Origin of the sequence: Cryobacterium sp. TMT2-14 (genome assembly GCF_004402465.1) — a bacterium.
Taxonomy (GTDB): domain Bacteria; phylum Actinomycetota; class Actinomycetes; order Actinomycetales; family Microbacteriaceae; genus Cryobacterium; species Cryobacterium sandaracinum.
In genome coordinates this window covers 159,079-181,761 of sequence record NZ_SOFV01000022.1, presented here as the reverse complement: position 1 = coordinate 181,761, position 22,683 = coordinate 159,079, and the positions used below count along the sequence as shown (strand labels likewise).

The 22,683-nt window shown below is 61.8% G+C and carries 12 protein-coding genes; 4 read left to right on the top strand and 8 right to left on the bottom strand.

All coding sequences use genetic code 11. From position 1 onward, the window contains the following. The first annotated feature begins 3 nt into the window (after positions 1 to 3). Positions 4 to 498 (top strand): hypothetical protein, encoded by a 495-nt coding sequence (locus tag E3O28_RS08870; RefSeq protein ID WP_241973073.1) that lies wholly within the window; start codon positions 4 to 6, stop codon positions 496 to 498. Between the two features lie 33 nt (positions 499 to 531). Here the strand turns inward: E3O28_RS08870 and E3O28_RS08865 are convergent, their stop codons facing one another. Continuing rightward, entirely contained in the window at positions 532 to 2,310 is a 1,779-nt protein-coding gene (locus tag E3O28_RS08865) for a molybdopterin-dependent oxidoreductase (protein ID WP_198411557.1), read from the bottom strand. A gap of 599 nt (positions 2,311 to 2,909) precedes the next feature. Here E3O28_RS08865 and E3O28_RS08855 point away from each other — a divergent pair. After that, positions 2,910 to 3,377 (top strand): SRPBCC family protein, encoded by a 468-nt coding sequence (locus tag E3O28_RS08855; protein ID WP_134343440.1) that lies wholly within the window; start codon positions 2,910 to 2,912, stop codon positions 3,375 to 3,377. Between the two features lie 673 nt (positions 3,378 to 4,050). Here the strand turns inward: E3O28_RS08855 and E3O28_RS08850 are convergent. Together E3O28_RS08850 and E3O28_RS08845 are read right to left on the bottom strand one after the other, a co-directional pair. After that, entirely contained in the window at positions 4,051 to 5,475 is a 1,425-nt protein-coding gene (locus tag E3O28_RS08850) for an alpha-amylase family protein (protein WP_241973067.1), read from the bottom strand. Between the two features lie 596 nt (positions 5,476 to 6,071). Then, positions 6,072 to 6,485: a hypothetical protein gene (locus E3O28_RS08845; protein ID WP_166784778.1), complete on the bottom strand. Its 414-nt coding sequence runs from the start codon at positions 6,483 to 6,485 to the stop codon at positions 6,072 to 6,074. Positions 6,486 to 6,513: 28 nt separating this feature from the next. Here E3O28_RS08845 and E3O28_RS08840 point away from each other — a divergent pair, with 28 nt between their 5' ends. Then, complete coding sequence (locus tag E3O28_RS08840; protein WP_166784777.1) at positions 6,514 to 8,307, top strand: hypothetical protein; 1,794 nt, start codon at positions 6,514 to 6,516, stop codon at positions 8,305 to 8,307. Positions 8,308 to 8,640: 333 nt separating this feature from the next. Here the strand turns inward: E3O28_RS08840 and E3O28_RS08835 are convergent, their stop codons facing one another. The 4 genes from E3O28_RS08835 to E3O28_RS08820 all read right to left on the bottom strand — a co-directional run bounded on the left by E3O28_RS08835 (position 8,641) and on the right by E3O28_RS08820 (position 18,563). Then, entirely contained in the window at positions 8,641 to 9,243 is a 603-nt protein-coding gene (locus tag E3O28_RS08835; protein WP_134415636.1) for a hypothetical protein, read from the bottom strand. Positions 9,244 to 9,691: 448 nt separating this feature from the next. Beyond that, positions 9,692 to 16,318 carry a PA14 domain-containing protein gene (locus E3O28_RS08830; protein ID WP_166784776.1) on the bottom strand — a complete coding sequence of 2,209 codons (6,627 nt, stop codon included), beginning with the start codon at positions 16,316 to 16,318 and terminating at the stop codon, positions 9,692 to 9,694. Positions 16,319 to 17,311: 993 nt separating this feature from the next. After that, complete coding sequence (locus E3O28_RS08825; RefSeq protein ID WP_134415634.1) at positions 17,312 to 17,662, bottom strand: GntR family transcriptional regulator; 351 nt, start codon at positions 17,660 to 17,662, stop codon at positions 17,312 to 17,314. Between the two features lies 1 nt (position 17,663). Continuing rightward, the gene (locus E3O28_RS08820) at positions 17,664 to 18,563 is read right to left on the bottom strand and encodes a hypothetical protein (RefSeq protein ID WP_134415633.1); all 900 of its coding nucleotides are present in this window, start codon (positions 18,561 to 18,563) and stop codon (positions 17,664 to 17,666) included. A gap of 199 nt (positions 18,564 to 18,762) precedes the next feature. On the opposite strand from E3O28_RS08820, the gene E3O28_RS08815 reads away from it, so the two are divergent. Continuing rightward, complete coding sequence (locus E3O28_RS08815) at positions 18,763 to 21,117, top strand: hypothetical protein (RefSeq protein ID WP_134415632.1); 2,355 nt, start codon at positions 18,763 to 18,765, stop codon at positions 21,115 to 21,117. 88 nt (positions 21,118 to 21,205) lie between these two features. Here E3O28_RS08815 and E3O28_RS08810 read toward each other — a convergent pair whose 3' ends face one another. Further along, the gene (locus E3O28_RS08810; RefSeq protein ID WP_347232376.1) at positions 21,206 to 22,201 is read right to left on the bottom strand and encodes an IS30 family transposase; all 996 of its coding nucleotides are present in this window, start codon (positions 22,199 to 22,201) and stop codon (positions 21,206 to 21,208) included. Positions 22,202 to 22,683: the final 482 nt, after the last annotated feature.

Below are 22,683 nucleotides of genomic sequence, written 5' to 3'. Positions count from 1 at the left end.
ATCGTGGCGACTTGTTCCCGTAACGCTAATCCGTCCAGCTTTCGGGCTCTTGGCCGCGACGTGGTCCTGGAGTTCACCGACCGGCCGGTGGTTCTCGCCAGCGCTGGAATCGGCGTCACGCCCATGGCGGGCATGCTCTCCCACCTTGTGAAGACCGGTAGCCAACGAAAGGTGTCTTTTCTCCACGCCGACAACTCAGCAAACACCTTTGCCTTGCGTAACCAAATCAGGGAAGACTTGGCAAAAATGCCCGACGCATCCCTGATCACCTGGTATGTGGAACCCACGAAATCCACGCAGACTATCGACGGCGAACTCGCCGGATTCATGGACGTCAACACCATCGAACTGCCCACGGACGCCGAATACTACCTGTGCGGCCCGCTGGTCTTCATGCAATCCGTCCGCAGCGCGCTAATCGCCCGCGGCATACCCGCAAAAGACATCCAATACGAAGTCTTCGGCCCCGACCTGTGGCTAGCCGACTTCCAATCGTAAGTTGTTCCAACCTGTCGGTCAGTGCGTGGGATGTCAGATGGATTGCCGATAGCCGAAGAACTCATGGTCGTTGTCGTACCCACCCAGACCACCGCCGACCTCGGAGAAGTCTTCGACGAATTCGATGCCCTTAATCCACTTGACCAGCTTGAAACCGAGCTGCACCTCGTTGCGCAACCGCAGCGGAGCACCGTGACCGAACGACAGCGTTTCATCATTCATGTCATAGGCCAGCATGGTCAGTTTGTAACTCATCTGCTCGATCGGTTGAGCGTCGTAGTAAATCCCACCATCAGAACCGACCGCAAAGGAGTAAAAAATCACCCACTTCGCTTCCGGCTTCGGCTTCGCGATGTCAAGAATGGTCTGCATTGAGACGCCGCCCCACTTCGCAACACCCGACCAGCCCTGAATGCAAAAGTGCTGCGTGATTTGCTCGTGGTGTGACAGCGCCCGTAATTGCTCAAGGTCCAACTCCACCGGATTATCAACGAGCCCACCGATTTGCAGCTTGTAATCCGTGAAGGTGCCAGCTTGGAGCTTCTTGTACTCCTCCGATTCCGGGAACTTACCGTTATGCCAGAAATAGGGAGAGATATCTTTCTCCGTGTACTGACCCGGCTTCGAATCGATGTGCTCGAACAACCGCTGCGCGGGACCGATCAGCGCATACCCCACCTTCTGCACCACACGCGGATGCCGGTACGTGAACGGTGTCGCCGCCACCCAGCCGACGATGATGACCACCATCGAGGCGGCGAAGATCAAAAACCCGACCCAGGAGCTGTCGTCCCGTGACGCGTACATGTGGTTGAGGTTGCGGAGGGCGCCGGTGGTCAGCACGAGGGTCACGTGGATGATGATGAACATGACGAACCAGGCGAGCACCAAGAAATGGAGTGATCGTGCGACCTGGATACTGAAGACCGAACTGATGGTCCGGAATTTGGTCGACAACGCCGGTGACATCCCGAGCCCGGTGATGAGAGCGGCCGGAGCGGCGATGAACACGGTGATGAAGTAGGCGATCAGTTGCAGACCGTTGTAGTTGACCCAGCCGTTTTCCGTCGGCCAGTCCAGCGACAGATATTGGATTGCGACCGAAATGGAATGCGGGATGACGTCCCAACTCATGGGGACCAAGCGCATCCACTGGCCGGTGACGAAGATCAGAACGTAGAACACGATTCCGTTGAGTAACCACAACGTGTCAACGCCGAGGTGCCACCAGCGGGCGAGCCCGATGGAGTGACGACGCCCTGGCAAGCCGACGCCGTCCGGCAAGGTGATCGAATCCTGCTTCGACGTATACAGCGGATCACTCGGCACCGGCTTCTGCATACGCAACCAGTCTTTACCCGGTGTGGAGTGTCTGGACCAGTACAAACGCGGGTGATCGGCGATGATTGTGACGCCGGAGCGGATGATGAAGATCATCAGAAAAGCATTCAGGAAGTGCTGCCAGCCCAGCCATGCAGGGAAACCCACCGGCGCGTTCTCCGGAAGCTCAGACTCGCCCGGATACTGTTGAATGAAATCCTGCACGGCAGGGAGCTCGCGTATCCCCTTCGCTACCGCGATGCCGATGACCAAGAGCACCAAGCCGATCGGAATCAACCACAACAGGTTGAACCACTTGCTCTTACCAATTCGCACCCGCGGAGCGACACCGTACTGTGCTGGGAGACCGCCTGCCCAGTGTTCGTCGACCGCGGTGTAGTGCGTGCTGTCAAGCTCCGAACGGAAGCTTCGCATCCCCCCCGGCCCACGATCGGGGGCGGGAACATTCTGATCTTCCAGTCCGGACATCATGTCGTGAGCTTAGCAACCGCTAAAATGCCAGCACCAGATTGACGGGATCTCGCAACCGAGTCACTTTGTGCTCGGACGGCAACGACCGCAGCAATGGCGATTTCCGTCGCGAAACCTCGCCCCCACGTCGCCGGGGAGAGACGGTACCCGAGGTTCCAGACGGGCGCTGGAGTCATGTTCACTCCACCCGTACCGACGAACGTGCCAGCTCTCAGCGCATCATCCGATCCCCGGTCGCCCACACGAACCGCCCATTGACCAATGCCATGTTCTCGCCGGCTCTTGATGGCGTCGTCGACGATCCTTCTGGACTGCTCTCGAGTGTTGTGACGACCCACGTGCAAGTGCCGCCACGTGTCGGGATCGCTGAAGACGCCAAAAACTGATTCGAGATCGTCAGGAGTCAGAGGTGAGAATGCAAGGCGAACATCTGGCGCTAAATCTAAATTCGTTATCAAGACCATTGTTCCCAATCTCGGCGACACTGAGCTGCGGGCTGTCCGCAGGCCGGACCTCGACGGACGCAGATTCGGCGCCAAGTCACCGAGGTCCTGAAGTTTCGGGGGAGTGGCGGTTGGGAACGACCTAGGCTAGCGAGCATGACGGTCGAACAGGTTGAGCAAGGACCGCGCCAAGTCGCGCGCACTGTCGAGGTGCCGGCTTCGGCCGATGACGTCTTCGCGTTGGTGGCTGATCCGCACCGTCACGGTGAGCTGGACGGCTCGGGCACCGTCCGCGACACAGTGTCGGGTCCGCGGCGGCTCAGCCAGGGCGCACAATTCTCGGTAGCGATGAAGCAGCACGGACTCCGGTATCGCATCACCAGCACGGTGACGCGCTTCGAGGACGGTCGGCTTGTGGAATGGAGTAGCCCAGCGGGCCACCGGTGGCGCTGGGAACTCACGCCGCTCACGCCCACGTCGACGCGCGTCACTGAGACGTTCGACTACAGCACCGTCCCAGCCGTGCAGGGCAAGGTCTTTGAGTTGCTCGGCTTTCCTCGGCAGAACGCCGCCGGTATCGAAGCCACCCTGCGCCAACTTGCGCTGCGCTACGCCCGCGCTTGACGTGACGGTGCTCGCGTCCTGACTGGACGCCGAGACCCCCGTCTGCACGGCGTACGCCTCGCCAGATGCTGCCAGCGGTGCGGCCGGGAGGTCGCAGCGACAGGGCCGCTGGGGAGACAGCAGCACACGACGAGCTACTCCCACCCGCTGGAGTACGCAAACGAGCCTCCAGCGCCGCGACGCCTTCCTTCCACGTGGCACCTTCGGCACTCGTCGTTGCGGTGATCGTTGATGTTGCGAGACGTTGATCCACAGCGAGAGGGCTTGGAGGCACGAGGGTTCACTGTCGTCGGCCGATCTTGGAGTGCTCGGCTTGAACTGGCGGATCCGCCAAATCTGTCGAACTTCCGCCTGGCGCTCTCGCGAGTTCAGGCTGCCGGACTCAGCGTTTCCGAATTGACTGTGACCTCCTCGGCCGATCTGTATGAGCTGGAAAAGACAAACAACGCCGACTACCCATTCACGTCAGCCACCCCGCACGTGCTGTTGGATGCCGATGCCACTCAAGACCTCTGGAACCGGGGTTTTCGCGTGTTTGGCGCGTACAACCGCGACGAACTGGTCGGGGCGACCCTCAACGCACATCGCGATCGCCACGTGGAGACGGAATGCACGTCGGTGTTGGCCAGTCATCGAGGCCGCGGAAGCCCTAGCTATGGCGTCGGCTATCCCCTTACGTGCGGGCTCCGGCGTGCAGGGCGATCGAGTCGCCGGCGCCCACGGTAGCGGTGAAGGTTCCGTCAGCGGCGACGAAGTAGCTTGGGCCCGAGCAGGAGCCGCCCGCGCCGGGGTCGCCGTGCTGGACGTCGCAGTAGCTTCCTGCGGGCAGGGAGGTCTTGAACGTCTGGCTGATCGCGCCACCCTCGTGGTTGATCACGACGAAGCCCCCACTCCCCCGACCGAAGGCGATCGCGTTGTTGCCGTTAGACCACCAGTTCGTCACCGAGGTGCCCGTCACGGTATTGCGGAAGGCGACCATGTTCGCGATCTGCCGCCAGGCGTGCTGGCACTTCCAGCCGTCGCTGTAGCAGGCGTTGACCGTGCCGCCAGTCGGCGGGCCGGCATCCGTGTTGCTGAATTCATAGCCCGAGTACACGTTCGGCGAGCCGTAGGGCCAGGCGAGCATGAAGATGTTCGCGAGCGTGTAAGTGTTGCCGTCCTTGTAGCTGAGGGTCGAGCCGTTGCGCTCGGTGTCCCAGTTGTCCACGAAGACCCGCGCCTTGTTACTCGCGAGGTAGCCCCAGGACTCGCCCCATGTGTTCAGGTAGGCGATCTTGTCGCTGGTGAACATGCGTTTGAGGTCGAAGGCCCCACGGAATTCGTCGACATCGCCGGTCGAGGTGTATTCGCCCGGCTGGACCGCCTCGTTCCCGCCGGCGATGACCTCCTGCGCCCAGTAGACGCTCGAGTTGGTCAGCTTTGCTTTGATGGCGGAGAGGTCGGCCGCGGCCATGTGCTTGGCGCCGTCGATCCGGAAACCATCGACGCCGAGGGCGCTGAGGTGGTTGAGGTACGCCGCGATGGTGGACTGCACGTAGGTGCTCGCCGTGTCGAGATCGGCGAGGCCGACGAGCTCGCAGTTCTGCACGTCGGAGCGGTCGCTGTAGTTGGTGATCGGGGTCCGGCAGGAGTGGAAGTCCTGGTTCTGGTAGTAGCCCGGGTAGTCGTACTTGCTGTAGACGGTGCCCCCCGTGCCCGTGCCGGAACCCGCACTCATATGGTTGATCACCGCGTCGGCCACGACCTTGACACCGGCGGTGTGGCAGGTGCTGACCATGCTCGAAAAGGCGGCCTCGTTGCCGAGTCGCCCGGCGATCTTGTAGCTGACCGGCTGGTAGGAGGTCCACCACTGCGAGCCCTGGATGTGCTCCTGGGCCGGCGAGACCTCGACGAATCCATACCCCTTGGGACCGAGGGTATCCGTGCAGGCCCGGGCGACCGATGCGAAGGACCACTCGAAAAGCGTCGCCGTGACGTCCTTGGCACCCGGCGGACTCGCATCCGCCCGGGGCGTTGTCACTCCTACATCGAGGCTCAGGGTCAGGACTAGGGCCAGGCCGGCCACCGCTGCAAACAACGGACGGGTTGATCTGCGCACGATGGAACTCCTTGTCGCGCGCGCCAGCGGACCACGCCGACGCGCTCCATTGGGAACGGGCGATTGCGAGCGGGCCGCGGAAGCGGAACTCGGTAAACGAGGTACTACACCCTCGGGTCACGCTACTGCAAGCGCTTGCAATAGTGCAAGCGCATGCCGAGGAATTGTGCGCCAGCCCCCTAATACTCGCCCGAGGGCTGGTGGAATCCTTCCGGAACGCCGGCGAGGGGTGCTCTCACCCTCGTCGGAAGTCGCCCGAAAGACGAGTCCGGAGGCGATGAAGCCGAAAGGCCGACCAGACAAGGACGGATTCCAGCGCTTCATCTATCCCACACCCGGCACCTACATGGCCATTGACCGCGCCAACGGGAAGCGAGTGAAACCCCAGACCCCAGCGAGCATCACCATTCCGCAGGATGCTGGAGCACCCGCCGCGAGGAATCAGGGCCCGCGACGCTCTCTCGCCACGCCCTCTTTCTTCCCGCCAAATTGTGGTCAGCATCAGGCGGTCGCAGGAAAGACGTTCCGGTGCCGATCACAGCGATTGGGCGGATCATGTCGTTGACGTTCGGGGATCGTGGCGTTCGTCGGTCGTTCTAAAGAGTCAACACGCCCTGGACCGCTGTTGCTAGGGAGCCGATACCCGTGATGGCCAGGACCGCCTTTTTCGCGACCGACTCGTTGATGGTTGAACTGAGGAGGTTTCCGATCACGAGACCTGCCACCGCGGCTCCCACCGCGACCGCCCATCCTGCCGTCGGGAGGTCAGGCACTCCCCGTGCGAGCAGCGACAGAACGTTCAGTCCGGCGAAGTAAAGCTGGACGGTGGCCAGATACTCTTTGTACTCCCAGTTGGTGGAGTTGGCATAGATGGCGATTGGCGGCCCGCCCACGCCTGCGGTCACGTTCATGAATCCGGACAGGGCGCCGGCGATTCCGGTGCCCCGCGCTCCTACGAAGAGCTTGCTTTTGCGCAGGAATACCGTCGCGGCCAGTGCAGCGAGCGTCACGCCGCCGATGAGGATACCGAGCCAGCTGGTGGACCTGACCGCGAAGCTCGACCGGCTCCCCCGCCACATCAGCGTCCACCCCTGCGGCGTCATCCTCTCCGACACGTCTCTCCTGGACCGGACGCCCGTGCAACGCTCCGGGATGGGGCTACCGATGTCCCAGTACGACAAACACGATATGGACCCCATGGGTCTCATCAAGCTAGACATCCTCGGCGTCCGGATGCAGTCGGCAATGGCGTACGCGATCGAGGAGCACCGGCGACTCACCGGCGAGACCATCGACCTGGATCGGGTCCCCCTCGACGACGAACCCACCTACGAAATGCTCCGCACCACCCGCACCCTCGGCGTCTTCCAATTGGAGTCGCCCGGGCAGATGGAGCTGATCGGGAAACTCCAACCGGAAGTGTTCAACGACCTGACCGTGGAGATCAGCCTGTTCCGCCCCGGACCGATGCAAGCGAACATGCCCCTCCAGTACCTGAAGGCGCGGCACGGGGAAGTCGCACCCGACCACATGCACCCCCGGTTCAAACCGTTCCTCGCCGAAACCAACGGTGTCGTCGTCTTCCACGAACAGGTGATGCGCCTCTTCGACGAGCTGACCGGCTGCGGGATGGGCAAGGCCGATGTGTTCCGCCGGCACCTCGGGAAATCCGGCGACCTCGCCGAGATCGAAACGTACGTGCGAAAGCAGGCCGCCACCCGCGGGTTCCCCGCGCCGGTCATCGACCGGGCATGGAAGGTGCTGTCCGGATTCGGCAGTTTCGGGTTCGCCAAAGCGCACGGGGCGGCGTTCGCCCGGACCACCTATGAGAGCGCCTGGCTGAAAACGCATCACCCGGCGACGTTCTTCGCCGGGCTCCTCACCCACGACCCCGGCATGTGGCCCAAAGACCTGATCGTCGCCGAAGCCCGCAACCTCGGCGTCCCCGTCCTCGGCCTCGATGTCCAAAAGTCCGCGCTGGACTACCGGGTAGAGCAGCTGGGCGACGGGCAGCTCGCCATCCGCCTCGCCCTGCCCGAACTCGCCGGCTCCAGCGCGCTCGAGCGGCAGCGCATCGCCGAGCATCAACCGTTCTCCTCGTTGCAAGACTTCCGGGACCGGGTGCGGCCGCGCCGGCGCACGTTCGAAGCCCTCGCCCGGGTCGGCGCCCTCGACTCGTTCATCGGCTACGACCGGGCCCGCCGCGGTGACCTCCTCGCCCACATCCAAGGCCTCGGCGGTAAGGCCCTCCCCGTCGGACCCGACCAGCTCGCATTCGACATTGAGCTTCCGCTGCCCGACTTCTTCCGGTCGGTCACCGCCCTCGACCTCCGCGGCCGCACCCAAACAGACGTGGAACTCCGAGACCTCGGCCTCGCCGTCAGCCAGCACCAAATGACCCGGTTCTACCCCCTCTTCAAAGAACTCGGGGTCACCCCCGCCTCGAACCTCGTCAACCTGCCGGGCGGCACCGAAGTCCTGGTCGCCGGGGTCCGCCGCGCCACCCACACACCCCCGATGCGAAGCGGCAAACGCGTCGTCTTCCTCTCCCTCGACGACGGCAGCGGGCCGGTATCCAACGTGGTGTTCTTCCACGACGCCCAGGCTGCGATCGGGGCACCCGTGTTCCGCACCCACTACGCCCTGATCCGCGGCCGAACCCGGCGCACTGGCGCCCGCGGGGTGTCAGTAACCGGCGAGCAAATGTGGGATCTGCTGGACGTGGCAGGGAAAGTCCGAGCACGCCAGGCCGCGGAACTGGAGCGAGAGCGGGTTGTGGTCGAGGCGGAGGCCGCGGACAACGTCATCCAGATGTGGAGGCGGAGAGCGTGAAGTTCCCGACGCTATTCACAGGGCGGGCGCTCCTTTAGACGCGCGTGACTGCGAATTCTCCCGGGCGGAGCAAACGGGACGGTCCCTTCAGCGGAGGCTCCCGGGCCGTTTCGTGTCGATTTCCACACTCGGCAGCACAAATTCCGCACTCGCATGCACCGCTCATTTACGCCACCACGGACCTTGGCTCTGTGCCCATGAGGGTCCCCCTGCGAAACAGTGAACGAGCCCAGCCCTGTTTCGGCAATTTATCCCAACTTGTGTCGCTCGAGTGCCAACACACCCGTTCAGTTCCTCGACGCAGGCCGCGCCGGTGAAGCGCCGGTTTTCAAATCAGGCGGGACCGAGTGACGCGTCACTCGTGTCGGTCAGAGGAGATCGCAAGGCCATGAAAGCATCATCGTCAATCGGCCGCACGATCATGCTTCCGACGAGGGCGGGCGCGAACGTCACCCGCAGAATCGTCCCGGCATGCAGGAGAGTGACCTCATAGGCGCGAACTGTGAAGAATCTCGTCAGGCCGCGGGAGACCTCGACGCTTGTCACCTCGCTTCTGGCCAACCGAGCGGTCACGAACGGTGCTTTCACGGGGCCATCCCAGAACGTGATCGAATCGGCGTCGACCATAACCACGGCGTAGACCGTGCGTTTGCTCCACGGGGCGCCCCGCAGCGCGGGAGCCAGGGTTGCTGTATCTGCCTGCAGACCCTCGGTCTTCAAGATAGCGAACGCCTGGCCGTGGTGTTTCTCTTCCAGCACCGTCAACAAGCGCTGAGTCGACGTAGACGCGACGCGATACGCGATCGCCACAATGCCGGCCACCACGCACAAAGCCACAATCAGACCGCCAAAGAACACCGCGGCCTTCACCGGATCATCGCCCGACGCACGAAGCATCCGATAGATGGTGAGCCCCACCATGGCCGCACCGAACACAGCCCCCGGTACGATAACGGCCCAGCGCGGTGAACTAGCCTTCACGAGTCCACGAGGCTTGCCCTAAATGCCTGGACTCGAGCGCGGTGCTCCTGCCGCGATATCAAGGGTTCCCCAGCCGCACGAACAATGAGACCGGTCGACTCATCCACCTGCTCCAAATTCGGATACCCCAACCGACTGGTCGTGTACCCCGCCGCAAATTCCCGCTTCATCTGCTTACCCAAAAGAAATGTCGTTAGGAAAGACATAATAAGGCTTGCTGATGCGGCGCCCCAGAACGCCACCAACCAAGGGTTCTCAAAAAGCACACCTGAGACCAGGATCATCACTGAACCGGAAATACCTCCCACAAGCGCTGTAGCAGCGAAAAATACTGCGCTGAGGGCCAAGCACCACATGGACATTCCCGCAACCCTCGCCCGAACACGATACTCAACGGATTCACTCATTGCGACCACCTGCCATATGCCCCACCGGCCGAGTTGACCGATCCGAGTACACCACTCATTGTCTCAAGCGCACCTATGTATCGGACAACCCCCCTGCCTGCCATGCGCGTGCCCGTCACACGCTTTGCGACTATTCCTGTTAGTTTGCCGGCGCCCCCCAAAAATAACGTGGCTCCGCCGATCGCACAGCCTGTCGTGTCGCCGGTTATGAAGCAGTCAATTCCGGTAGAGGCAAGGCTCGTGGCCGCGGACACAGCCAGGGCAACAGCGTTGAAGCCGGGAATCGGGACCAAGGCCACAGCTAGCGCCACGACGCTTATGACTGACAGCCAGGCGCTGGCATTTTGCCAACCTTCAGAGGCCTTCTTCTTAGGCTGAATTGATGGTGTGTTATGACCGCGGGACGGGACGGCTCGTGTCGAGGTGACCGCACCTGTCTGTTGGTTGACCCCAGGCTTGGAGTAGTGAGCGTTGTTGCAAGCAGTCGTTCCACAATCTGCTCGTTCCCCGCTCAGGTCGAACATGTTGATCGGGTCTGCCGGGTAGTCGTAGGAATTGGTTACGCCTCCCTCGACGGGGTCGACCGAAAGGAAACGGCCCAAGGCCGAGACGTACTGCCTCGCGCCCATCTCGATGGTGGCGATCGTGCCCGTGTGCTCGGTGAGTTTGCCGGCACCGCCGACCCACCCCTGGTCAGCGTCGGTGCCGGGGAGAGTATCGGGCAGTGCGTCATCTGCCGTCGTGGTGCCGATCTGTCCGGTGGTGGGGTCGATCGTCTGTCCGAACGGGTCGTAGCGGTATGCGCCGGTGCGGGTTCCGGTCGCATTGGCGGTCACGGCGATGTCCCCGTGGATGTTGGGGTAGGACCATAGCTGGCTGCTATCCGCGCGGGTGCTGACGCTGGCGCCACCGGGTAGCGACCGTGTGGTTTGCACCACGGCGCCGGCCCCGTCGAGGACGATGCTGGCCCCGCTGGGGGTGTTGGCGAAGCGGATCGTCTTGGCCGGGCCGCTGGCAGGTGTTTCGGTGCGCTGGACGATTTGGCCGCTCACGTCGCGGGTGTACGCAATGACAGTGCCATCAGCCAGCGTCGTGCGTGCGTGCCTGTCGGTGATGTCATACGCGAGGGTTTGGTCGACGAGTTTGGTGGTGTTGCCGTGGGAGTCGTAGCTGATGCCACTCGGTGCGATCCCCGCTGCGACGGGGTTCAGGTTGGCGACCGGTCCGATGACGCCGCTGGACGTGAGCCGATCGGCTTGGTCGTAGCAGGACGTGGTGGTCTGGGTGCCGGTCGCTGTCTGGTCCGTGCTGCTTGTGCGGTTACCGTTCAGCCCAGCGCCGGCGTTGAGACCGCAGGAGCCCGTGTTCGCGTATTGGTAGGTCAACGTCTGTTGAGGGATCGTCGCCGTCACAAGCCTTCCGGCGCCGTCGAACGCGTACGTGGAACTAGCATTCACGGTGCCGTCGGTGGTCGTATCGGCGACGATTCGTCCGGATTGTGAGCGATAGACCCGGTCGGTGTAACCATCCTGCCCCGGGAAGGACCAGGTCTGGGCGGTGAGCGAACCGGTGGCGGCACGCTCGATCGCAGACAAGCTGGTGCCGTTAGCCAGGGCGACGGTGGAGAGTTGGGCGGAATTGTCGTAGACGGGGTCGGCGAGCAAGGTGCCGTCTACGGTGATGGTTTCTACCTGGCCGTTGAGGTTGTAGGTCAGTGCCGTTGCCGATGGGGCCTTCCCGGGTACCGTCGTTTGGGAGGTGGTTGCCTGCCCGAGGAGGTTATAGGTCGCGGTGGTCACCACGCCCCACACGTCCGTCGACCGGAGTACGCGGCCGAGGAGGTCGATCGTGGCCGTGATCGTGCCGGCGGGGTCGGTGACGGTGCTGGTCAGCGGGTCGGCGGTGAGGTCGCCGTTAGCGGCGGCGTAGTTGTTGGTGACGGTGCGCCCCGCAACGCCGTTGTAGTCGGGCAAGACAGTGGATGCGAGACGTCCGCGAGCATCGTACGTGGCGCATGTCCACGCCGGGTCGCCGCTGCGTTTGGTTCCGGTCGCGCGCCCCAACAAGTCGTACACGAACTGCGTCGTTATCCGACTGCCGTCGGCTGACGGAGCCGACGTGGTCTGCTTCAGCGCACCGTATTGCAGGGCCGATGCCGGCACCCCACAGATCGCGCTGCTGGTGGACCACACACTCCCTACTGTGTCCGTTGCGGCGTAGTAGGCGCTCTGGGATCCGGCAGCTGCGACACTGGACCCCGCAGCGACACCGGCAGGCAGCATCCGAGAAGTGCGGCGCTGATAGTCGTCGTAGCTGGTGGCTGTTCGAAGGTTTAGCGCGGCCGGGTCGATTGTGGTCGTGGTCGCCAGCCCGAGCCATGGGCTGCTGTAGCCGGTGGCGGTCTTGATACTGGGGACGTTCTGATTCGTCACGCCTGCGGGGGCACCTGCGGCGATGGAGTCGTCGGTTGTGCCTGACGTGGCGAGGTTGTACGCCGGCGCGAGTTGAGCACCGGGGACGATCTCTTCAGGTGTAGTTCCGCCAGGCTTGGTCCAATAGAGCCCCAGGGAGGCTGCACCAGTCAGTTCGGAGTACTGGATTCGGATCCGTGTGATCTGGTTGGCGGAGCTGGCCGTGAAGGTGGCCGGTGGGGAATATGTGGGCGCTTGAGCCACCCATTGGTCGATCTTGAGGGTGTCGTCGATCCACATCTGGGCGCCGTCGTCGGAGCGGGTTCGGAAAGTGTATGTACCCGCAGCCGGAAACGTGATCGTGCCAGTCAACCGCAGCGACCAGTTGTCGGCTGGGATCCCGGTGGTCGGCGCCGCCGTGCCCCAGGCCTTAGCGACTGAACCGTCGCTAAGGCCAATGCCCAGGCTGAATGCTTTCGGGACCCCGGCGAGGGAGGCGTTGTCGTACCAGGCAGCGGACAGTCCGGCCATTCCCTCGTCGTAACGGGTCGCTGAGTGAGCGGGTGTGATCGCGCAGCCGGCGGCGGGTTTGCGGTCACCGCCGAAGCACGCGGTTGGTGCCGGCCCGTACGTGTCGGTGGGCCGGTTCAGGCTGTCATAGAGGGTCGTCGCTTTTCGGCCAAGCGGGTCAGTGTTGGAGAGAACCTGATCTTTGGAGTTCCACTCGGTCGTCCCGGTCAGTCCAGATGGCGTGGTGTCAGCGAGCGTCCGCCACGCGTCGTCGTAGGTGACCGTGCGAACATGCCCAGTGGGAGGGGCGCCCCACGCGCCCTGTCCCGCAGCGTCGACGGTCGAGGTGCGGGTGGTCAGGTTGTATGTGTACTGGTGCCAAGGCTGGTCTGCGGTGGTTATCCCGTCGGGTGCGGCGAGGGTGACCTTCGTCGCTCGTGGCGAGTTCTTGTCGCTGTCATAAGTGATCGTGGTGCGGTTCTGGTCTGATGCCGTTCGTCCGGGGACGCGCGCCCAGTCGGTTTGCAGCGGGTCGCGGACGCCGTTGAGGAGTCGGGCGGAGTCGTATGTGAATGATGTTTCCTCGGCACCTGGATCCACGATGCCGGTGAGCTCGCTGTATGAGTTGTAGAGCAACCGTGTGGTGTCCGGGTCTCCCGGTTTGTGCCCGGGGTAGACGATCCGGCACAACATCCCCTGTGGAGTTGCGGCCGCGCCCGGCATGGGCGGGCACGCGGTGTTAGATATGTCCGAGTCGGCGCTAGTCAGTGGTCCGGCTACCGTGTCCCCGCCATAGAAGTACCAGATGTCCCGGGCGGGACCGGCTCCGGCTAGCCTATCGAAGGTACGTTTGACCCGGCCCTCGCTGTATTCCACGCCCGGCGCGGCGGGTTTGTTCACGTCCAGAGGCGACAGTGTCTGTTCAATGGCTCCGTCTGTCCGGAACACGTGAATGACCCCGCTCCCATCAGTGAGGGTGACTTTGTTGTCCAGCCCTACCGAGATCACACCTGATTCCCCCGCTGGCGGTGTGTAGCCTCCGGTGGAAGTTCGGATGTATGAGTGGGTGCCGCCGGCCGCATCGGTGACGGCGATGGAGCCTTCCTCGATTCTGGCGCGGGTGTAGGTTCCTTGATCTCCTGCGAGGATGGTCGAGGTCGCCCACCCATCGGGAAGGATCTGCTGTTGTTTGGTGAACCACTCCGCCGGGACCAGAAACGGCGTACCACCGGAGGTCAATTTCGCCCACAGCCCGATATTGGCGGCGCCGCCGTTTTCGAAGTATTCCAGCCGTATGGGGACTGCTGCTCCGGTGAAGGTCTTCGAGGCACCCCACTGGACGTCGACTGGAGAAGTGTTGGTCCACTGGTCCAGCATCGTCGTTCCGTCGATGTAGAGGCGGGCGCCATCGTCACGCTTCACACCGAAGGTGTAGTTGCCGGAGGGAGGTTTCACGTAACCGGTCCAGCGGGCCTCGAACACGTCGACGGGGACTCCGTCGCCGGGAGATCCCGTACCCCAGTCGAAGGAGACCCAGGGGTCGGTGCGGACCATGACCCTTTTTGCGGAGCCGATGTTCCAGGTTTGCGGCTGTCCGACGACTGGGGCGGCGTCGAAGTATTCTCCGGTCAGTCCTCGGTTCGATGTCGACTGAGAGTTGTAGTTGAACGCGACGCCCATTGCCCCGCCGACGGTGGTCACGGTCGGCGACGAGAAACTGAGGGACACGTTTCCGGAGGCGAGGTTCACGTTCACTGGGCCAGCCGCATCCGACGGTGAAGGCCCGCCAGCGCCGAGTCTCTTGTTCACAGTGAATGTATTCACCCATGGGGTGCCCGACTCGGAGTACTGGTCTCGCGTCACCACGGTCCACGAGTAGGTGGTGCCATCTTGAAGGGACTCCGCTGGTACAGTCCACGTGGGCACAGTCAGCCAGCCTGAGTTCAGAACCCCGCCCAGCTTGGAATCCGACCCAGTTGCTACACGGAACCAGTACCTCAAGGTCCGGTTCTCGGGATTCGCTGGCGCCTTCACCGATAGGGTCGGCTCGGTGGAAACCAGAACGCCCTTGTTGGGGGGGGAAGTGGTCCCTTTGTCTGCAAGTGGCGGCGCGTTGGCGGTGAAGCTCCACGTCGCAGAGCCTCGTTCAGAGGACGCGCCCCACCACCCGGAATAGTTATCGGTGACATACCCCTTCCAGTAGTACTTATGCCCCGGAAGCAACACGGTGGCCGGGACTTGAAGCGTGTCCGAACCCTGATATCCGGACGACCAGACAGGCGACACGTCAGGGTTAGGGTTCTCACTGACCTTAAACCAGAACGAGAGCGACGTCCCCGACGCCGCCGTGTATCCGCCCAGTTTCACTGTCGGCGTCAACCCGACGTTGACGGCACCATTGCTCGGCGAGGGCGCTACGGCCGTCCCCGGCGTGGGGAAATCCTTCCACCACACGTACATTTGGTACGCCTTGTATTGCTTATAGGTGTAGCCGTTGATCTCTTCGCCCGTGAACGTCAACCACATCGACGTGCTGCCGCCAGCGGTCCATGACGCCATCGCCTGCGTGAACGTGTCGTTGTCGACGTTGCCGCCGCCGTTCGTGTAATTCACGGTACCGAGGTGGGCACCGAGGTTGTTGTAATTGAAGTTGTTCGACTGCCACAGGGCACCGGTACGGGCGGTCGTCGTGCTGTCAGACGACTGAGATCCGAGGGCGATCTGCGCGTCCAACACCTGCTTGCCGGCGATGGAACCCCAATTGAAAAGCGCCATCGTGCGCCACGTGCCGTTTGAGTTGGTATTGCCGACTTGGATGCCGAGGTTGTGGTTGTATTGCCCGTTGGTCTTGTACGCGTGCGTCTCGCTCGCGTTCTGATACAGGTCCGGGTCCACGAACACCGGGTACGCCCGGTCCTTGTCGTTGAGCCAGTCGCGTTCGACGAACAAGGTCAACAACCACGTATTGCCGTCCTTGACGGCCTTGACGGCGACGTCGCCCTGAGTGTTCGCGCGATCGCCCTTGATTCCCGCAGAGTCCCAGGCGATCGGGCGCGGGACGGTCAGCTGGGCGGCGCCACTCTCGTCGGTGAACAGAATGTCGCCGGTCTTCTCGTCAACCTGAAGCTGCAGGCCACCGGTGTCGATCCGCCATTGCCAGGACACCCGTCCCGACTTCCCTGGTTTCTTGGACAGCTCGAAAAGCTCCTTCACTCCAGAGGGCTGCACCTCATAGATCAGGTCAGTGTTCGGAAACACCTCCGGGTAGGTAACCGTGTCCTTGCTCTCCGCCCACGGCGACTGATCCCGCTGTAGCGAACCACTGGACGCATCGACCAGCGAGAAGGACACCTTTCGACCGTCCTGCGTGACGCTGAGCAACGGGGACTCGTCAGCCCGCTCGGCAAATACCGGTGCCAACGGGTGCTGGGCAACTTCTGCCCCGCCCTTGCCCAGCAATGCGAAGGGCCCACGACCGGACAGGTCCGTCAAAACCGGCTTCCACTTGCCGCCGACCTTCACGTTCAGGGGAACGTCGGAGAACTCCGTCATCTTCGTGTTGCCCGGACCCTGATATGTCCGCTCGAACTCGCCCTCAGAAAGCACCTTCGCGGTCGACTTGTCGAAGTCCGTGACGTCCGGCGCTTCCTCCGGACTCACCGGAGCTGGAGCGGGCACCGGTGCGATCGGATTACTGTCCATCGGAGGATTCGAAAAATCGCCTACCTGCGGCGCCTCGCTCGTGGGCAGCTGCGGCTTCATAGACTCATCGGGGAGCAAGGGATCGGGCGTTTCCTCTGACACCGACGCCGATAGCGCTTTGAACCCAAGAGCACTGACCGGCTGCACGACTCCAACAACTAGTAGTGATGCGAGCACAACACTAAGCGTCGTGTTCACGACGCGCCGGATACCGGCCATGGTTCCCCCTCAGCGTGCGCAAACTACCCCCAAAGCGGCTCCGCCCTGTAAAACGCAGTCAAGCAGAATTGCAACTCCCTGTGAATAGACAAAGAGCATCCTGAACATACGGGGTCAAGGCGCGCAGGGACGGTTTCACCAAAATTCCTGATCGAACTTGGTTTCTACCGCTGAGCCTGAAGCGCATCGTCCCGAATTGGGGGGCCCTGGCCGAAGTGGCCCGTTAATGCATTCGAGACAACTCGGCAGAGGCGTTCAAGCTTCCAGACCAGGACGTGTCGCCTAAGCGCAGCGCCTTCAGGCAGGCCGCCAAGTGCGGCCGGTCATCCTTCTTGACGGATGCCTAGTTGTCATGAGGTACCTTGCAGCGACGCCGGCGGCCAGGAGCGCGTCTCGTTGTAGGTCAGTGCCCTGCGACCCGTTGGCTCTTGGCACGCGCATACATTCGACGAACATGCTCGCCTCTGTCATTTATACGTCCGATTGCGTGACAGACGAGTCTTCGCCTCCAACAAAAGAAGAAATGTCACTTATCCAGTCATTTATTCTAGGTCCCGCAAAAGCCGTGGATTTTGGGTTGGGCGATGGCTGCGACTGTTGGTGCTCTGTGGCGGCGTTCTGTGATAACTATTTGGCGCATTGAGCTATATGCCCACGTCGCTCCGGAGCAGGCGTTAGTGCCTTGTATCCCATGGGTTTTGAGACACGGAGGTTACGACACACGTCTCAGGCCCTGCTTGCATCGTTTGCGAGCTCCGGGCGCCGCTGGAGTTGCTAGTTTGGCCAGACCACCCGCAGCAGGCGAATGGCTTCATCCAAGGAAACACCCTCAGACGTGCTGATGACTGACAGGTGACGAGCCGCTTCGATTACGGGACGAGGAGTGGGGCTTGCTTTCGCGCTGACGCGTGTGCTGCCACCCGCACGTGCTTCAACGTAACCATCCGTTTCCAGCGCCCGATATGCCTTGGCAACGGTCCCTGGTGCGACGCCGAGGTCACGGGCGAGTTGCCGCACGGAAGGAAGCTTTTCGCTGGCGCCCATTCGCCCTGCCGCGATCAATCCACTGATCTGTTCGCGGATCTGATCAGCGGGTGGCGTCGACCCCCGGAGTTCGATCTCCATGTCAGGAGACGCTCACTCGTCGACGCGCGGGACGCCGCACACTGCTGAGCGCGATCTCGAACCAGCAAGCGAAGCCGAGCACAGATGCCGCCCCGCCTAGCATCCAGAGCAGCGGGCCAAAAGCAGCAAACGGCGCGATGATCGGGATGATGTCCTCGCCCTGAAATACTCCGACATTGCTTGTCCCGGTATAGGCAAGGAAGGTCAGCACAGCGCCGAGATGCACGAGAAGACCCCCGGCAAAGACACCCATCACGTTCCGCGTTCGTTCCCTCCGAATTGCGGTGTCGTGGAGCGTGTCGGCAGCCAGCGGAGGATGAGCGATCACACTCAGCGTGAATGCCGCGGCTCCAGCAAACAGCGCAATGGCAATAAGGCTCGGGAGTGAGTAGTACCAGCCATAAATCAGGATACGAATCTCAGCCGCACCAGAATCCATCGCGAACATGCGGTAACGGCCGACCTCGTCCGGGCTAGATGCAAACCCGGCCGCAACACTGAGTATGACGACTATCCCCATGAGTACGCCAGCGAAGACGAGCCACCTGCCTCCCGCGAAGCTGAAGGCAGTCCGCCGCGCAAGCTGCGCAGACCCTCTCGACCCGCGGCCGAGCAACGGCAGCATCAACACGAGAACGCCCGCGAGACCGGAGATGAGCGGAACCACGTACCGCCAATCGCCTGGCACCCAAGTCAGCGGCAAAGGAGAAGTCACTGCTGAGTAAGCGTTATTCCCGCTCAACTCGACGATCAGAGCACCGGAAAGTGCGATACCGACGCCGACCAGAGTGAAACCGCGTACCTTCCGTGGCGAGCCAGCCGCGCCTCTCGGGGGGCGAAGGCCGACCCACAACACGGCAAGGACAAGCCCGACAATTGGAGCTATCGTCACTGTGAGCATTTCCACTCCTTGGGCCGTATCATTCGATTGATACAGCTGACTGTACCACTCACCTGATACGGCGCGTCAAGCCTTTGCCACGGTAATTGACATAGCCACTGTCTCGAAACCCTAGGGATACGAGACGGCACCTCCTTGATGACTGGACCTGGCGCCGAATGCATGCGCTACGGTCAGATCAACATTGGGGGCACAAGTCATGGGCGACAACATCTTCTTCGGGTATCCCGAATATCCCACAGCGCAGGCCGAGGTCATGCGGGCCACTGCGTTGGGGTTGCGAGCCGCTGGGGAGAATGCTCGGACGTGGCAGGATCTCGAAGTGGACGGCAAGCTGGTGATCCAACAGGTGCTCAGAGCGATCGACGAATGCGATATGGCGGTCTTCGACCTGACGCTTCCGAATCCCAACGTTCTCTTCGAAGCCGGGTACGCCGTAGGACGCGGGAAACCACTCTGGTTCGTTCTCGACTCCACTTCTAGATCCCATCAGCGTTTGTGGGAGGAGTTGGCCATCCTGAAAGAGGTTGGCTACACCTCCTACAGAAATAGCCAGCATCTCCTGGACAAATTCGCCAGACAGAATCCCGTCCAAACCTTGACCGCGATCTACGACGACATCATTGAGCCTGTTCTTCCCGAGAATGCACGCGAGCGTCGCAGCCTCTTTTACTGCTCCACGTTTGAGCCATTCGAAGCGTCAAATCGGTTGAGCAATTTAGTAGACGAACGGCGGCGGCGCGGCCTAGACGTGGTCGTGTCAGACCCGAGCGAGTCAAGCCTCAACCCCATCACTTGGTTTGCACCCCGCATCGCGAGTGCAGCGGGAATGCTGATCCATTTTGCGGGGCCAGACCGAAATAGATCGGTCATCCATAACAACCGCCACGCATTTGTCGGCGGCCTCGGGCTAGGTCTAGACACGCCTGTGCTTATGGTGGCCGAAGGCGATTATCCGGCGCCATTTGATTACGAAACTCAACTGAGTAGATATACGTCTGCCGAGGAATGTCTCCAGCTCACCCGAGAATGGCTCGGTGACTTGACCTTCGAGGGCATTGCCTGGGGTACACCCCGAAAAAGTTTGCAGAGTCAGTTGGGAGGCATTCGATTCGGCGAACACGTCGCGGAGAATGAGCGCGCCGAACTCGCCGACTATTTTCTAGAGACATCCGGTTACCACGATGTCGTGGCAGCACGCGACACGATCTTTATCGGCCATCGAGGAACTGGAAAAACGGCGAACGCGTCCCAGGCTTTTGAGCACGTTTCGGCTAATAAAACGAACTTAGCCATTCTGATCAAGCCACCGAGTTTTGAGTTTCCCGCCATCCTCGCCGCTGTTCAGAAGCTGCCAGATCTTCAGCACGATTATTTTTTCGACTCAATGTGGCAGTTCCTCATTCAGACTGAAGTAGCCGCCGCGCTGCTCTTACGCCTAAGAGCCAGAAATAAATCGGTTCCCTTCTCGGTTGACGAGCAAGGCTTCCTGGACTTCGTAGACGGCCTCCCCTACGACATGACTGCGGAGCTATCTGTGCGCTTGGAACAAGCCCTTGCCGGCCTCATGCAGGCTATGCCTGACTCCGGTGAGACTGATAGGAACCTAATCAATGAGGCGTTTCACGCCTCCTCCCTTGCTGCGCTGCGCGCCCAACTGGGACCAGTACTCAAGGGTAAGAAACGCGTCGCGGTCTTCATCGACAATCTCGACAAGGGTTGGGAACGCGGTGCCGACTTCCGCGTCATGGCGCGTTTCATCCTCGGTCTACTAACAGCACGTGGCCGAGTCGTTATGGATTTTGAACGGCATGACTATTGGCGCGACACGATCAAGCTCACCGTGGCGATTTTCCTTCGAAGCGACATTTACACGTATTTGCGCTCCGAGGCGCGCGAGCCCGACAAACTCCCTATCTCCACAATTGCGTGGAAGGACCACGAGACACTTCGGGCCGTCGTCGAGGCCAGATTCCTCACAAGCGAAGCAAAACCGGGCGTAGCCCAGGAGCTGTGGCAGGACTACTTTGCGAATGAAGTCGCTGGTGAACCAACAGCTGACTACCTTCTCCGGGTCACACTTCCCCGCCCACGAGACATTGTCTTTTTTTGCAATGCGGCTGTGGCTCGGGCCGTAGACCGACTCCACGACCGAGTCCTAGAGGAGGATTTCCTGGAGGCGGAGTCGGTCTACTCCCAATACGCGTACGAAGCATTGCTCGTTGAGAATGGAGTGACTATTCCGGAAATGGAGGAGTCCCTGCTTGCCTTCATCGACTCGGAGGCGATCGCGAGTACCGGTTCGCGACGAGAGGCGCTACTTGCTGGTGGCCTCGCTGAAGAACGACTGAACGTCGTCCTCAAAAAGCTGACGTCCATGTCGTTCTTTGGAGTCGAGACGGCAGCCAACGTTTTCGAATTTCCCGAAGTTGGAAGTGAGACCAAGCTAGCTGAGGCACGAGCCAGCAAGTTAGAGCCTCGGGATGATGCGCGAAGGCTTCAAGTTCATGCCGCCTATCACCGATTCTTGGGTATCCAGACAAGCAAGATCTAGGCACTGAAAAGGGCAGACGCGCCTTACTTTCGGAACACCTGTCCTTTGGGTGGTGTCTCGTAACCTACCTGTCTCGCAAGAGGCGGATTCAAGTGGTGTCTGCAACACCGGTTTGATTTGTTGGGTTCGAGATTAGCGTGGCGAGGACTTCTGCGGGCGTTCGGTAGCCATGGCGTTTGCGGGGCCGGCGGTTGAGCTCCGCGGCAACGTTTTCCAGTATCCCGGGCCCGTGGAAGGACAGGTCGGTACCCTTCGGAAAGTACTCGCGCAGGAGCCCGTTGGTGTTCTCGTTGCTGCCACGCTGCCAGGGCGAGTGCGGATCGCAGAAATAGATCGGCATCCCGGTCGCCATCGTGATTTCCTGGTGTCGGGACATCTCCGCTCCCTGATCCCAGGTGGTCGAACGGCGCAGCTGTTCCGGGAGAGTGTTCATCGCGACGATCATCGCGTCGGCCACCGTGCGAGCGGTGTGATCCCCGGGCAGATGCAGCAGCATCACGTATCCCGTGGTCCGTTCGACGAGTGTTCCGATCGCGGACTTCGACGAGGTCGAGCCGATGATCAGGTCGCCCTCCCAGTGCCCAGGAACGGCGCGGTCCTCGATCTCCAGCGGGCGGTCGGAGATCATCACCATCTCCCGGAATCTCTGCGGCCGCGGACCCTCCGGCCTCTGCGGCCGCCGTGTTACTTGCCCTGAGCGCAACGCGGTGGCAACTTCCAGGCGCAACGATCCGCGGCCCTGCACGTAGAGGGCCTGGTAGATCGTCTCGTGTGACACCTGCATCTCCGGATTCTCCGGATGCTCGACTTTCAGTCGGCCCGCGACTTGTTCCGGGCTGAACCGATCGGTGAGCATCGTGGTGACCTGTTCCCGTAACGCTAACCCGTCCAGCTTCTGGGCTCTGGGCCGGCGAGCCCGCGCCCAGGTTTGCTCCTGCGCGAGCGACGGCACGTAGCGGCCAGTGACCTTGTTTCTGGCCACCTCCCGGCTGATCGTTGATGGCGCCCGGCCCAGAGCCGCGGCGATGCGGCGCACCCCTTGACCGCGGGCGAGCTGGAATCCGATCTCTTCGCGCTCTCGCAACGATAAGAGTCCGGCACGGGCAACACTGAAATCCTGAACCGGTGATGGCAGCACCTTCTGATGCTGGCTTAACCAACGATACCCAGTCGGTCGCGACACCCCAGCAGCCTGCGCCGCGACGGCCACCGATAGCCCCGCGTCCAGCCCATCCCAAAACGACAAACGGACGCTCAAAGGCGACCACGGTCGAGCCATCGACAACACCCCACAGAACTCAGGGTGTTGCTCTCACCACCTGAACTCGCCGCGCCTCGGTTATGAGGCACGTCAGCGTATTTGCGGCTCACATCTGAACGCACGATTCTTGCGTCATTCGCGAATCGCGCAGGTGTGGTAGTTCTCCTCCACCACGCCTTTGCGGTTGCCCGAATGGGCCGTCAGGCCAGGCCATTGACGTCGTGGCGCTTGGGGAACGCGGCAAACTTCGACGTCACGTCACTCGTCTCTGCCTCTAGTGGGGCGCTGCCGACACTGATGATCTC

What these genes read in the sequence shown, in the direction of transcription:
- E3O28_RS08830 (WP_166784776.1), bottom strand. Translation starts at nt 16,318, where the DNA reads ATGGACAGTAATCCGATCGCACCGGTGCCCGCTCCAGCTCCGGTGAGT.
- E3O28_RS08855 (WP_134343440.1), top strand. Translation starts at nt 2,910, where the DNA reads ATGACGGTCGAACAGGTTGAGCAAGGACCGCGCCAAGTCGCGCGCACT.
- E3O28_RS08815 (WP_134415632.1), top strand. Translation starts at nt 18,763, where the DNA reads ATGGGCGACAACATCTTCTTCGGGTATCCCGAATATCCCACAGCGCAG.
- E3O28_RS08825 (WP_134415634.1), bottom strand. Translation starts at nt 17,662, where the DNA reads ATGGAGATCGAACTCCGGGGGTCGACGCCACCCGCTGATCAGATCCGC.
- E3O28_RS08865 (WP_198411557.1), bottom strand. Translation starts at nt 2,310, where the DNA reads ATGATGTCCGGACTGGAAGATCAGAATGTTCCCGCCCCCGATCGTGGG.
- E3O28_RS08820 (WP_134415633.1), bottom strand. Translation starts at nt 18,563, where the DNA reads ATGCTCACAGTGACGATAGCTCCAATTGTCGGGCTTGTCCTTGCCGTG.